This is a genomic window from Halobaculum sp. EA56 (assembly GCF_051195075.1).
GTDB lineage: Archaea > Halobacteriota > Halobacteria > Halobacteriales > Haloferacaceae > Halobaculum.
The window spans coordinates 132031-145753 of the sequence record NZ_JBNTJX010000009.1 but is presented as its reverse complement, the minus strand read 5'-3'; the positions used below and the strand labels follow the sequence as shown (position 1 = coordinate 145753).

General features: G+C 69.3%; 10 protein-coding genes. 2 read left to right on the top strand and 8 right to left on the bottom strand.

Annotation, left to right across the window (positions count from 1 at the left end; translation table 11 throughout):
• The first annotated feature begins 50 nt into the window (after positions 1-50).
• Complete coding sequence (locus tag ACQUQ1_RS15315) at positions 51-905, top strand: HpcH/HpaI aldolase/citrate lyase family protein (RefSeq protein WP_435065182.1); 855 nt, start codon at positions 51-53, stop codon at positions 903-905.
• Between the two features lie 72 nt (positions 906-977).
• Here ACQUQ1_RS15315 and ACQUQ1_RS15310 read toward each other — a convergent pair whose 3' ends face one another.
• The 3 genes from ACQUQ1_RS15310 to ACQUQ1_RS15300 all read right to left on the bottom strand — a co-directional run bounded on the left by ACQUQ1_RS15310 (position 978) and on the right by ACQUQ1_RS15300 (position 3856).
• Positions 978-1718, bottom strand: a complete 741-nt coding sequence (locus ACQUQ1_RS15310; RefSeq protein WP_435065181.1) for an MBL fold metallo-hydrolase — start codon at positions 1716-1718, stop codon at positions 978-980.
• 36 nt (positions 1719-1754) lie between these two features.
• Positions 1755-2561 (bottom strand): MBL fold metallo-hydrolase, encoded by an 807-nt coding sequence (locus ACQUQ1_RS15305; RefSeq protein WP_435065180.1) that lies wholly within the window; start codon positions 2559-2561, stop codon positions 1755-1757.
• Positions 2562-2719: 158 nt separating this feature from the next.
• Entirely contained in the window at positions 2720-3856 is a 1137-nt protein-coding gene (locus ACQUQ1_RS15300; protein WP_435065179.1) for a mandelate racemase/muconate lactonizing enzyme family protein, read from the bottom strand.
• A 98-nt stretch (positions 3857-3954) separates the two neighbouring features.
• Between ACQUQ1_RS15300 and ACQUQ1_RS15295 the strand changes: the two genes are divergently transcribed.
• The gene (locus tag ACQUQ1_RS15295; protein ID WP_435065178.1) at positions 3955-6102 is read left to right on the top strand and encodes an acetate--CoA ligase family protein; all 2148 of its coding nucleotides are present in this window, start codon (positions 3955-3957) and stop codon (positions 6100-6102) included.
• A 646-nt stretch (positions 6103-6748) separates the two neighbouring features.
• Here the strand turns inward: ACQUQ1_RS15295 and ACQUQ1_RS15290 are convergent.
• The 5 genes from ACQUQ1_RS15290 to ACQUQ1_RS15270 form a co-directional block, all read right to left on the bottom strand.
• Entirely contained in the window at positions 6749-8854 is a 2106-nt protein-coding gene (locus tag ACQUQ1_RS15290; RefSeq protein WP_435065177.1) for a dipeptide ABC transporter ATP-binding protein, read from the bottom strand.
• On the bottom strand, positions 8851-9771 hold the full coding sequence (locus ACQUQ1_RS15285; protein WP_435065176.1) for an ABC transporter permease: 921 nt from the start codon (positions 9769-9771) through the stop codon (positions 8851-8853). Before ACQUQ1_RS15285 ends, ACQUQ1_RS15290 begins: the two co-directional genes overlap by 4 nt.
• Entirely contained in the window at positions 9771-10754 is a 984-nt protein-coding gene (locus tag ACQUQ1_RS15280) for an ABC transporter permease (protein ID WP_435065175.1), read from the bottom strand. The genes ACQUQ1_RS15285 and ACQUQ1_RS15280 overlap by 1 nt, the downstream gene beginning before the upstream one ends.
• A 20-nt stretch (positions 10755-10774) precedes the next feature.
• Positions 10775-12739: an ABC transporter substrate-binding protein gene (locus ACQUQ1_RS15275; protein ID WP_435065174.1), complete on the bottom strand. Its 1965-nt coding sequence runs from the start codon at positions 12737-12739 to the stop codon at positions 10775-10777.
• A gap of 202 nt (positions 12740-12941) precedes the next feature.
• Entirely contained in the window at positions 12942-13607 is a 666-nt protein-coding gene (locus ACQUQ1_RS15270; RefSeq protein ID WP_435065173.1) for a helix-turn-helix domain-containing protein, read from the bottom strand.
• Positions 13608-13723: the final 116 nt, after the last annotated feature.

Sequence of the window (13723 nt, the reverse complement as noted above, 5' to 3'; positions counted from 1 at the left end):
CCGCTCGGGCCGCCCACCGGTCTTTTCCGCCGACGGTGCGAGTCCCCGACATGGTCCAGCGCTCACTGCTGTACACGCCCGGGGACGACCGCGACATGCTGGAGACGGCCGTCGGGACGGACGCCGACACGGTCATCTTCGACCTCGAGGACGCGGTCGCGCCCGCCGCGAAGGAGGAGGCGCGCCGAACCGTGCGGTCGACGCTCGGCGACCTCGAGGACCCGACCCCGAACGTCGCCGTCCGCGTCAACCCGTACGACCTGTCCGGACGGGCGGACGTCGACGCCGTCGTCGGCGGGGCGGAGCACCCGCCCGACAGCATCCTCCTCCCGAAGGTGGACGACGCCGGCCCCGTCGAGGCCCTGCACGACCAGCTCGCGGAGGTCGGGGCGCCGGACGTCGGGATCGTCCCGCTGATCGAGACGGCCGCGGGCGTCATCGCCGCCGCCGAGATCGCGGCCGCACCGGGGGTCACCGCTGTCGCGTACGGCGACCAGGACTTCACCGCCGACATCGGCGCGACCGTCACCGACGACAAGACCGAGTCGCTGTACGCCCGCCAGCGGACGGTCGTCGCCGCGGCCGCGGCCGGCGTCGACGCGCTCGACACCGTCCACACCGACATCGGCGACACGGAGGGACTCCGCGAGCAGACCGAGTTCGTCGTCGAGCTCGGCTTCGACGGGAAGCTCGCGATCCACCCGGACCAGATCGCCGTCATCAACGAGGCGTTCACGCCGGGCGAGGACGAACTGGAGTGGGCCGAGGCGGTGCTCGCCGGGCAGGAGCGGGCCAGCGACGAGGATGCCGGCGTGTTCACCGTCGACGGCCAGATGATCGACCCGCCGCTGGTCGAGCGCGCACGGACGATCGTCCGACGGGCGGAGGCCGCCGGGATCCGGTAGCCGCGTCTTGAGCCGGGTTCCGGTAGCCGCGTCGGTGGACGGCCTCCGGGGTCGGGCCCCGAAGTCGAGGCGTTACGCGACCGGGTGCTCCGACGCGATCCGTTCCATCGCGTCGCGGAGCCGGTCGCGGTAGGCGTCGACGTCGCTCCCCTCGATCGGGTTGCCGTGGATCGGCGCGACGGCGTTCACGTCGTACGCCCCGAAGATGTCGTCGAGCGTCCGGTCGACCTTCTCCGGGGCGACGTAACGCAGCCAGACGAGGTTGTCGCGGTGGTACTCGTAGATGCGCTCCGCCGGGGTCACGTCCGGGAAGTCGCCGGAGCGGTAGTCGCACTGGCCGGGGTCGTGGTAGTTGCCGAAGCCGTCGGCGGTGAACAGCACCCCGTCGCCGTGGTCGTAGATCCACGTCGTGTGCGACCGGTCGGCCAGCGGCGGGTCGACGAAGCTGAGCTCCCTGCCCATGACCGTCAGCGACCCGCCGATGTCGCACTTGCGGGCGTCCGGGAGGCCCTGCTGGGCCGGCGACGCCGACGAGGCGACGAGTTCGACGTCCTCGGTGTCGCCGCCCAGCGGCGAGACGTTCGCCGCGTGGGGGTAATCCGAGTGCGAGAGGACGATGGCGTCCGGGCCGTCGCCGCCGGTCGCCCCGTCGACGGCGGCGGTGATCTCCTCGCGGTGGTAGAACGACCCCGAGTCGACGAGGACCGTCCCCTCCGGCGCGCGCAGGAGGTACAGCGAGACGTGCTCGTGGCTCCCCTCGTGTTCGTAACACTGGTTGATCCACTCGACGCTGGGTGTGACCTGTACCGTCATGCTCGTCCCTCCGTATCGGTGTGTCTCATCGTCATCTCATCCCAGCGTCCCGATCCGCCCCTGTTCGTCGATAGTGCGCGTCACGTCCTTCATCAGTTCCATGTAGTCGGCGGCGTCCTCTCGAATGACGAGCCCGTGGGCCGGCGCGACGATCTCCGGGTCGAACGTCTCGATCAGGTTGTCGATCTCCGCGTTCGTCTTCTCGACGTCGACGTACTGGTACCAGAACAGCACCCGCCCGTGGAACTCGACGAGTCGGCTCGCGTCGAACTCCCCGTCGAGTTCGTCGACGAAGGCCAGCCGCTCGTCCGCGAGGTGGATGAACCCCATCCAGTCGATCGGGAAGAGCGTCTCCGTCTCCGTCTCGGTCATCCACACCGAGACGGGCGCGTCGAGGAACGTCGCCTCGTGGAACGCGACGGTGCGGTCGCCGAGGTCGATCTCGTCGCCCTCGGTGACGTGGATCCCGTCGTCGAGCCGGTAGAGCTCGTGGTCGTTCCCGTAGCCGGGGGCGACGAGCGTCGTCTCCGGGTGCTCGTTCAGGATCGCCAGCGCGTTCCCCGCGTGGGGGACGTCCGGGTGGGAGACGACGAGGTAGTCGAGCCCCCGGTCGCCGACGAGGTCGTCGATCGCGGCGAGTATCTCGTCGGTGCTCGCAGGCGACAGCGTGTCCAACAGCAGCGTCTCCTCGCCGCCGTCGACGAGGTACGCACACTGGGGCACGTACGCCTCCTGTCCCTCCTCGTACCACCCCGGGTCGCGGTCCGCCAGGTCCCACGACTCGGTTCTGTCCGGCCCGGCCTCGTAGATCCAGTGGACGCCGGGCACGATCTCGCGTGGCATGCGTTCACACCAGAAGCGGGGGCCTACAAAAGCCGTGGTGACGGTTCACGGGCCCCCACTTCAACGCCGGCGAGCATCGGCGGCTATCGCCGACGGGGTCGACGCCGGCACCGATCGATCGGGGCGGCGGTCGGGCTCTCGGGGACGATCCGGCGTGGTCAGTCGACGCGGAACTCCGCGAGCGTCTCCGGGTCGATCTCGACGCCGAGGCCCGGCCCGTCGGGGACGGGCACCTCCGTCCCCTCGTTCCGGATCGGGTCGACGGCGAGCTCCTCGCGGATCGGGTTCGGCGTCCGGTCGAACTCCAGCCGCGGCGACCCCGGAAGCGTCGCGAGCAGCTGCAGGCTCGCCGCGAGCGCGACGGCGCTCCCGAAGACGTGCGGGTAGGTCGCCAGCCCGGCGGCGTCGCCGATCTCCGCGGCCCGCCGCGCCGAGGTGAGCCCGCCGGCGCTGGTGACATCCGGCTGGAGGACGTCGGCCGCGCCCGCGTCCGCGACGCGCCGGAACTCGGGCGCGAACGCCCAGCACTCCCCGCCGGCGATCGGGACGTCGCTGCTCGCGGTCAGTCGCGCGTACGCGTCGAGCCGGTCGGGCGGGAGCGGCTCCTCGAAGAACTCGACGTCCAGGTCCGCGAGCCCGTCGGCGACGCGGCGGGCCGCCGGCAGGTCGTAGGCGTGGTTCGCGTCCGCCATCAGCGCGACGTCGTCGTCGACCGCCTCCCGGACGGCCCGGACCAGTTCGACGTCGTACTCCGGCCCCCAGCCGAAGTGCCGCCGCGTGCCGATCTTCATCTTGAGCGCGTCGAACCCGGCGTCGACGTGCGACTCCGCCTCCGAGACGACCGCCTCCCTGACCGTCGCGAACTCGTCGGCCGGCGGCCAGAAGTGCCCGGTCGCGTAGGCGCGGACCGCGTCGCGGCGTCGCCCCCCGAGCAGCGTCGCCGCCGGTGTCCCGGCCGCCTTGCCGCGGAGGTCCCACAGCGCCAGGTCGACGCCGCTGACGGCGCCCGCCGGGACCGTCGAGTGGTACGCCGACCGGAGGGCGTGCACCAGGTCCCCGTGGATCGACTCGACGCCCTCGGCGGCCCGTCCCCGCAGGAACGGCGCGACGCGGTCCGCTATCAGCTCGCGCGTGCCCGCTATCGGGCCCCAGCACTCGCCCCAGCCGACGGCGCCGTCCGCGGTCTCGATCCGGACCAGACAGTACTCGCGCGCGTCGATCCACTTCTGGGCGTTCGCGAACCGCTCGTCGAGTTCCCGACGGAGCGGAACCGCGTCGACGTGTCGGATATCCATCCCGTTGTCGGCCGGTCGGTGCCGTCCCTGATAAAGGATGATTACTATGGCGTCGGTTCGGGGGCAGGTACAGGCCGGTCTCCGGAGTACCGGCCCCCATGGGAAACACTGACCCGTCGCTCTCGAGCGCCGACCCCGCGGTCCCAGAACTCGGTCCGCTGTTCGACCCGGACTCGGTCGCCGTCGTCGGCGCCAGTCCCGACTCGTTCTACTCGGGGAACCTCGTGGACAACCTCCTCGACTACGGCTTCGACGGGACGCTCTACCCCGTCAACCCCGGCCGCGACGAGGTCTGGGGCCGCGAGTGTTACGACGACGTCGACGACGTCCCCGAGACCGTCGACCTGGCCGTCGTGAGCGTCCCGCGGGAGTACGTCGTCGACGTCGTGGCCGCGGCGGGCGAACGGGGGGTCCCGACCGCACTCGTCCTCACCGCCGGGTTCTCCGAGGCCGACGAGGAGGGGCGCGACCTGGAGGCGCGGCTCGCCGAGACGGCCGCCGACACGGGCATCCGCGTCGTCGGGCCGAACTGCATCGGCGTGATGTCTGCCCGGGGCGCGACGCTCACCTCGACCTGCTCGCGAGAGCCGGAGCCAGGCCGCATCGGCCTCGTCAGCCAGTCCGGCGCGCTGGCGTTCACCACCTTCTTCGAGCGGGCGGCGGACAGGGACCTCCACTTCAGCCACATCGTCTCGACGGGCAACGAGGCCGACCTGACGTTGACCGACTACGTCGCCTACCTCGCCGAGCGGGACACCGTCGACGTGATCTGCACCTACGTCGAGGGGATCGACGAGCCCGAGCGGTTCATGCGCGTCGCCGAGCGGGCGACCCGCGAGGGCACCCCCGTCCTGACGGTCAAGATCGGCCAGTCCGACCTCGCCGAGGCGGCGACGCTCTCCCACACCGGCTCGCTCACCGGGAGCGACGACGCGTGGCGGGCGGCGTTCGACCAGACGGGGATCCAGCGGGTCCCGGACATCCCGGACCTGCTCTCACGGGCGAACGCGCACACCGCCTACGACCCGGTCGACGGCGACCGGGTCTGTATCGCCTCGACCAGCGGCGGGCTCGCGAGCCTCCTGGCGGACATGGCCGCCGAGCGGGACCTCGCGCTCCCCGACCTCGACGGGGAGACCGAACGGGCGCTGCTCGACATCGACGAGCTGCTGACCTACGGCGGGTTCAACAACCCCGCCGACATCCGCGGGTACGGGGCCGAGGTGCTCCCGGAGATCGCCGACGCGGTGCTGGCCGACGACGCCTTCGACGCCTACGTCTTCGCGATCGGCCTCCCGGGTGTCGACGAGCGCGCCGAGACCGTCGCCGCCGACCTGGAGGGGATCGTCGAGGGGGCCGACGACCCGGTGTACGTGCTCTGGACCGGGCGCAAGGAGCCGGACGACCCGACCGTGACGCCGCCGTACGCGCGCCTCCGGGAGTCCGTGCCGGTGTACGAGGACCCCGGTCGGTGTCTGGACGCGGTCGCGTCGACGACCCGGTACGTCGCGGACTGCGACCGCGTGGCCGCGTGGCCGTCCAGACGCGAGCTCGCGGACGCCCTCGACGCGCCCGACGTCGACCTCCCCCGGGACCGGGTCCTCACGTGGGAGGAGGCCGAGCCGCTCCTGGACGCCTTCGACGTCCCCGTCGCGGAGACGCGCGTCGCGACCGACCCCGAGGAGGCGGTCGCGGCCGCCGAGGCCGTCGGCTACCCGGTCGTCCTGAAGGTGGACTCGCCGGCGCTCCCCCACCGGACGGACGCCGGCGCCGTCGAACTCGGGCTCGACTCGCCGGAGGCGGTCCGCGAGGCGTACCGCGACGTGCGGGAGGCGGCGCTGGCGCGCGTCGACGAGGCGGAGGTGGCCGGCGTGCTGGTGCAGCCGATGGTCGACGACGGCGTCGAGGCGATCCTGGGGGTCGCACCCGGCGACGTGTTCGACTCGGTCGTCACCGTCGGTCCCGGCGGCGTCCTCGTGGAGGCGCTGGACGAGAGCGCGACGCTCGTCCCGCCGTTCTCGCGGGGGGACGCCCGGCGCGCCGTCGAGGGGACCGCGCTCGCGGACCTGCTGACCGACCGGCGCGGCGGCGACGCGCTGTCCGTCGACGCCGTCGCCGACCTCCTCGTGAACGTCGGGGACCTGGCGGCGTCGGTGGACGCCGTCGCCGAACTCGATCTCAACCCGGTCGTCGTCACGGAGGAGGGGCCGGTGGCCGTCGACGTCCTCGTCCGGACGCGCGACTGACCGCCGCCGGCTCGTCCGCGAGTCGCTCCGGCCACTCGTCCGTGGGTCGCTCTCGATCCGGCGGCGAAGTCCCGTCTCGTCGGCCTCGGTGCGATCCTCAGAAGTCGACACATCCTGCCCCGGTTGCGGTCAAAAGAGGGAACCTATCTTACCGAGCAGTAGTGTTATCCTCGGGGTGCCTCACCGGACGGAAGGTCCGAACAGACTCCGTCCGGGACATTCCCAGGATTTGCGTGACACGGCCCGTGTGCGGCGGCCTCACCGGCCGCTCCGATGAGGAGGAACAGGGCGATGACCGCCAGCAAAACGGCTATTCGACTGTGCTGTATCGTGAACTGGAGTACTAGGCCGCTCATTTGATGGGCCATGGTACCATATCACTAAGCCGGAGGTACTGCATTCTGGTTCGTTTCTCGAACGGGCGACTCTCGAGTGTCAGTCAAGGGACTTCGTTTCCGGGAACCGGGCCTTCGAGAGGTTCGCAGGCCTACTCGACGGCTAGTTCACCGACGAGAATGTCTGATCGATCGAATTTCGACGGAGCCGTCCCGTCCTGTCCCGCCCGCGCGAGACAGTTACCGTCGAGCGGGTCTGGAAAACGGGCCGAACGCGGGCGGACGGCGACCCCCGTGGACGCCGCAACCGGCTAGAGCGTCACCTCGTCGCCGATCGCCCGCGAGATCTCGTCCTCGTGTTCCTCGGCGTACCGTTCCAGCAGTTCCGTCTCGATGTCCTCGACCGGGAAGTAGCAGGCCGCCTCGTGGCCGTCGTCGGCGAACGCGGACCGCGCCGGTTCCTCGCCGCGGCACTCGTCGGTCGCCTTCGGGCAGCGGGGCGCGAAGTTGCACCCGTTCGGCAGGTCGACCGGGTTCGGCGGCTCGCCGGGCAACAGCACCCGCTGGCGGTCCACGTCGGGGTCGGTCCGGGGCGAGGCGGACAGGAGCGACGCCGTGTACGGGTGTTTGGGCGCCCGGACGACGTCCTCGGTGTCCCCGACCTCGGCGATCCGACCGAGGTACATCACCGCGAGGCGGTCGGCGATCTGCGTGAGGCTCGCGAGGTCGTGGGAGATGTAGAAGACGCCGATGTCGCGTTCGTCGGCCATCTCCCGCAGGATGTTGAGGATGTTGGCCTTCAGCGAGACGTCGAGCATCGACGCCGGCTCGTCGCAGATGAGCAGCCGCGGTTCGAGGACCAGCGCCTGCGCGATGGCGACGCGCTGGCGCTCCCCGCCCGAGAGCTGCGCCGGCAGCTTGTCGAGGTACTTGTCGGCCGGTTCGAGGCCGACGTCCTCGACGGTCTGTCTGACCCGCTGGTCGATGGTCTCGCGGTCGACGCCCTGGATCTTCAGGGGTTCGGACACGGCCGCCCGAACCCGCTGGCGCGGGTTGAGCGAGTCGAACGGGTCCTGGAAGATGAACTGCACCTTCGAGCGGAACTTCTTGGTACTCTCCTCCAGCAGGTCGTCGACCGACGTGCCGTCGACGAGGATCTCCCCGCCGGTTCGCTCCTGGAGCGCGGCGATCACCTCCGCGAGGGTCGACTTCCCGCAGCCCGACTCGCCGGCGACGCCGAGGATCTCGCCCTCGCGAACCGTGAGATCGACGTCGTTGACCGCCTTGACGTAGTCGGGGTCGCTCCCGCGCAGGTCGTCGAGGATCCCCTGCGGATGCTTGAACCACTTCTCGAGCCCGCGGGTCTCGAGGATGACGTCGCCGGTCCCGTCACCCCTCGTGGTCTCGTCCCGCGGCTCTATCCCCCACGTCGAGGGATCGCCGGCGTCCGCCCGCATCTCGTCGGCCCGGTCCGTGAAGTGACAGGCCGACAGCTGCCCGTCGGTCTCGACCAGCGGCGGGTGGCTCTGCCCGCACTCCTCCGCGGCGAACGGACACCGGTTGCGGAACACACAGCCGGTCGGTTCGCGGGTGAGGTCCGGGAGCGACCCGGGGATCGAGATGGCCTGCTCGTCGAACTCGTCGACCTCCGGGAAGGCGTTCTTCAGCCCCATCGTGTATGGGTTGGTCGGTGCCCTGAACACCCGGTCGGTGTTCCCCTGTTCCATTACCTTCCCGCCGTACAGGACCGACACCTCGTCGCACGTCTCGGCGACGACGCCCACGTCGTGGGTGATGAGCAGGAGCGAACTGCCCGTCTCCTCCTGGATCTCCAGCAGCTTGTCGATGATCTTGTCCTGGACGATCACGTCCAGGCCCGTCGTCGGCTCGTCGGCGATGATGAGGTCGGGATCCAGCGCGAGCGCCATCGCGATCGTGACGCGCTGGCGCATCCCCCCCGAGAACTGGTGCGGGTAGTCGCCCGTCCGCGCGGGGTCGAGCCCGACCATCTCGAACACCTCGGCGACGCGCTCGTTCGCGGTCGCCTTCGAGACGTTCCTGTGTTTGCGGATGGCCTGCCGGATCTGCGCGCCGACGGTCATCACCGGGTCGAGCGAGTCCATCGCGCTCTGGGGGATGTACGAGATCTCCTCCCAGCGCACCGACCGCCAGTCCCGCTCCGAGAGGTCGATCATCTCCCGGCCGTCGAACCGGATGCTCCCCGAGCGGATCTCGCCGTTGTCGTCGAGCAGTCCGAGGATGGCCTTGGCGACGGTCGATTTGCCGGAGCCGGACTCGCCGACGAGCCCGTAGTTGTCCCCCTCGTCGATCGAGAAGGACACGTTGTTGACCGCGTGGACGTCCCTGTTCGGCATCCGATACGTGATCTTCACGTCGTCGACTTCGAGCAGACTCATTCTTGCTCCGTTTGTAGGTCGGGGTTGACTATCTCCTCGAACGCCCGGCCGACCAGGAAGACGGACGTCGTGACGGCGCCGATGCCGATCGCGGGCGGGAGCACCCACCACCACGCGACGCGGATGGCGCCCGAGCGGAACACCTGCTGGAGCATCCGACCCCAGGAGGTGGTCGTCGGGTCGCCGAAGCCGAGGAACGCCAGCGACGCCCCGGCGACGATTGACCAGCCGACGGCGTAGGCGGTGTAGAGGAACCCGATCCCCAGCACGTTCGGGGCGACGTGCAGGAACATCGTCCGCATGTGGCCGGCCCCCCGGGCCCGGGCGGACTTGACGAACGTCCGCTCCTTGACGGTCATCACCTCCGAGCGGATGACCCGCGCGGGCATCTTCCAGAGGAAGACCACCAGGACGGCGGTGATCAGCCAGACGCTCGGCGTCACGAACGAGAGGATCACGAGCGCCATCGGCAGGAACGGGAGCGCGAACGTCAGGTCGGTCAGCCGCATCAGCAGCTCGTCGACCCGGCCGCCGAAGTAGCCGCTCGTGAGGCCGACGAGGAACCCCAGCACGCCGGTCCCGACGCCGCCGAACAGGCCGACGATGAGCGTCGGCCGGGCGCCGGCGAGGAACTGGCTCAACACGTCCTTCCCGAAGGAGGTCGTCCCCAGCACCGCCTTCTCGCCGGGTTCCTGCAGTCGCATCATCGACCCGCCCTGTCGGAGCGTGTCCTCGATGGGGTGGTACGGGGCGATGTACGGCCCGAAGATTCCGAGGAACCCGAACGCGAGGATGGTCGCGAACCCGACCTTCGCCGCGTTGTCCTCCAGGACGTACGCGAGCGTCCGCTTGGCCCGACTGAGCTCCGAGCGCAGTCGGTCCTTCGCGGTGTCGGTGTCGAAGCTGTACCCCGACATCAGACGTCACCTGCCTCGACAGTCGGGTCCAGTTTCGCGTACGCCACGTCGGCGGTGAGGTTCATCACGATGACCGCCAGCGCCATGATGAACACGGCCGCCTGCACCGTCGGGTAGTCCTGGTTGAGGATCGCCTGGACGAGCGCGCGGCCGATGCCCGGCCACGCGAAGACGACCTCCAGCGTGATGACCCCCTGGAAGAGCATCCCCGTCCGGAGCGCGAAGTAGGTCACGAGCGGCAGCAGCGAGTTCCGCCCGGCGCGACCCAGCTGCTCCATGTCGGAGAGTCCCTTCGCGCGGTGGAGCATGAGGAACTCCGACCCCTTCCGCTCGACGACGGAGTTGCGGGCGAGCATCAGGAAGTCGCCGCTGTAGAACAGCACCGTCGCCGTGAACGGGAGCGTGTAGTGTTTCAGGAAGTCCACCGAGAGGTACGTCTCCAGATACCCGTCCGGGTTCGCCAGCGGGCTGCGCATCCCGAACGCCGGGAGCCAGCCCAGCCCGTACGAGAAGATGATGAGCAGGAAGATCCCCGTCACGAAGATCGGGACGGCGCGGAACACCGTGGTCGCGACGATGCTCGACTGCTCGAACCACGACCCGCGGTTCCACCCCGCGTACATGCCGGCGAGCGAGCTGACGATCGCCGTCACGACGAGCGCGGGCAACAGCAGGATCATGGTGTTCACCAGCGCGGGAATGATGATCTCGCCGACCGGCCGCTGCTGGGTGAGCGAGATCCCGAACTGGAACGTGAACAGGTTCTGGATGTACTTCAGGTACTGGACGTAGATCGGTTCGTCCAGCCCGTACATCGCGCGCACCTCCTCCACTTGCTCGGGTGTGAGCGACCCGGACGCGACGAGGCCGCTGAACGGGTCGGAGGGTAACATTCGCAGCGTGACGAAGATGACACTGACGGCTATCAGCGTCAGTACCGCCGCGATCACGGTACGCTTTATCAGGAAGCGTCGGAAGCTCATGGGGAATCGTTGTGTCGATCTTACGAGAAGTCCGATTGGTCGAGTTCGGAGCGGGTGGCGTGGCCGTTCTCGACGCGCTCGGCGAACGCGTCCCAGGCGTCGCCCTCGGGCCAGACCAGCATGTCGTTGCTGTCGAAGGTGTACCCCGCCTGGCGGAGCAGCTGCCGGGCCCGCTCGACATCGTACTCGTACGGCTCGGCCTCGCCGTAGAACGGCGTCAGCAGCGGCGTGATCAGGTTCTGTCCCTGGATCGCCTCGCCGCGCCCGCCGAGGGTGTTCTGAACGAACCCCTCCTTGTCGAAGGCGTGGCTCAGCGCGACGCGGAACGTCTTGTCACGGAACAGCGGGACGAGATGGCTGAGGTGGACGTCCGTGGGGACGTAGTTCCGTGCGGTCTGCTTCTCGACGCCGCTCGCGCTTGCCGCGCGCTCGGCCTGCTGGTTCGAGACGGTCGTCCCGATGGCGTCGATGTCGCCCGACTGCATAGCGCCGATGAGCGTCGAGACGTTCCCGACGTTGGCGTGGACCATCTCGTCGATCCCGTCGCCGGGGACGAAGTACTCGTCGCCGACCAGTTCCCGGCGGATCTCGTCGTCCCACATCCAGTTGTTCTCGTGCTTCTCCAGGCGCAGTTCCGAACCCTGTTCCCAGTTGACGAACGAGAACGGACCGGTTCCGACGGGGTTGTCGGGGTTGTACTCGGCCGGACTGTCGACGTCCTCCCAGCGGTGTTTCGGGATGATCGCGCTGCGGACCACCCGCTGGGTGAGGAACGCCGCGTCGGGCTCGGTGAGGTTGAACCGCACGCGGCCGCCGCCGGTCTCCGAGAGGATCTCGACGCCCTCGACCGTCCGGACGAACGCCCCCTGCTGGGGCGCGTTGTTCTCCTTGTACATCTCGACGCTGAACTTGACGTCGTCCGGGCCGAACGACTCCCCGTCGTGCCACTCGACCCCCTCGCGGAGGTCCATCTCGACGGTCGTGTCGTCGACGACCTCGGCGTTCGTCGCTAGCGCCGGGACGATCTCGAGCTGCGGCGAGGCGTCGAACAGCCCGTCGTAGACGTTGAGGAGGCGCTTCTCCTCCTGGCCGCCGCTGGAGAACGGGAGGTTCGTCCCCTGCATCCCCGAGGTGACGCCCTTGACCCAGGTGGTCGAGTCCCCCTGCGGCTGGAGGTTCACCTGCGTCCAGATGAACGAGTCCCGGGTCGTCCCGTTGCCGGGCGTCGGGACGTACCCCTCCCAGTTCTCGGTGTTGGCCACCGTGATGACCTCCGGGAAGTTCGCCGCGATGAGGTAGGCGTCCTGGCTGAGCTTGCGCTGGATCTCCTGGCAGATCTCGGCCCGTGCCTCCACGTCGCCGATGGTCTGCGCCTGCTCGTCGAGGAGCTCCGTGATCTCGTCGTTCTTGTAGTTGTAGTAGTTCCCGCCCGTCTCCGGGTGCGCACGCATGAGGAACGGGTTCGGGTCGAGCCCGCGCTGGGGGTCCGGCCCGTGGAGGTTCATCGTCACCGGCACCGGGTGGCCGATGTCGGCCCGCCAGAACTCCCCGTAGCGGGTGCTCGGCTGGACGTTGATCAGGTTGACCGGGACGCCAACGTCGTTCATCGACTGCTGGACCTGCAGCGCGAACTCGCGCATCCACGGGGTCTCCGCCTGCGCGAAGTGGGTGTCGACCTCCGGGACCGACTGGCCCTCGACGGCGGTGTACTCGAACTGGATCGCCTCGTCGTTGACGTCGACACCCTTCGTTTCGACCGGCCACTCCTCCCAGAACCGCGTCTCGATGGACTCGCCGCCGCCGGTGCCGCCGCCGCCGCCGCCACCGCCGCCGTCACCGCCGCCGCCACCATCACCGCCGCCGCCGCCGTTACCTCCGCACCCCGCCAGCCCGGCTGCTCCCGCCACGCCGGCGATCCGCACGAACCGTCGCCGTGATGTCTTCCCTGTCGTTCCCGTCTCGATCGCTGGGTTGTCCTGCGACATTCCACCCGCGCCTTTCGACGGTATCGGCCTCAACCTGTTCCCGATAGCGTCCAATACACATCATCCTTTATTAGGTATCCCCGAAGCGGGGCGACCGACCGACCCGGAACCTGTCCAGCAGCCGGCAGTAGTGGCTCTCATCCGGTTGTCCGGAGTCGGCGGTGCGAATTCGGCGGGACGGACGGCCCGAACTAGGCCGTGGTTACTCGCCGTCGTTCCCGGCCGGTTCGCCCTCCGAGGCGGAGAACACGAGGTCGAACAGCCGTTTCTCGGCGAGCCGGAGCCGTTCGCTGAGCGTCGACTGCGCGATGTCGAGTTCGGCGGCGATGTCCTCCGCGGACGCCCGTCGCGGAACGTCGAAGTATCCGAGCCTGTGAGCGGTTCGGAGCACGGTAAGCTGTTCCTGCGAGAGCTCGTTCCGCAGGACGCGCCCGAGTTGCCCGCTCCCGAACGGTTCGCCCGTGGTCTCGACCTGGTTGACGCTCAACAGCTCGAACCGTCCGAACTGTTCCTCGATCCGCTCTGCGAGCGCCCGAAACGTCTCCCACTCCTTCACGGTGACGACCCCCTCGAAGGAGCTGTCGTGGAGCTGGAGCCGGTTGGGGATCGCCGTTCCGCGGAGGATCACCCCGAGGAGAAACGGATACGGCTCGTGAGCGACGACGGTCAGTCGGTACGTCGCGTGGTCGACCGAGCGGTCGGACACCCGTTCGTGGTGGAACAGTTCGACCCGCGAGAGTTCCGCCACCGCCGACTCCGGGTCGAACGGGGACCGGGCCGTGACGAGGAGCGACTCGATCCAGTTTCCCTCGTCCGCGTAGAACGCGTTCTCGAACTCGATTCGCTCCCCGGTCGGTATCCGTTCCATGAGATCCCTCACGACCCCGGACGCCACGGTGCGGAACTCGATTCGGAGAATGGGAGATCACCACCCGGGAGTGTAGCTGACGTTGCCCCGACCGGTATATAGTGTTTTATATAGGT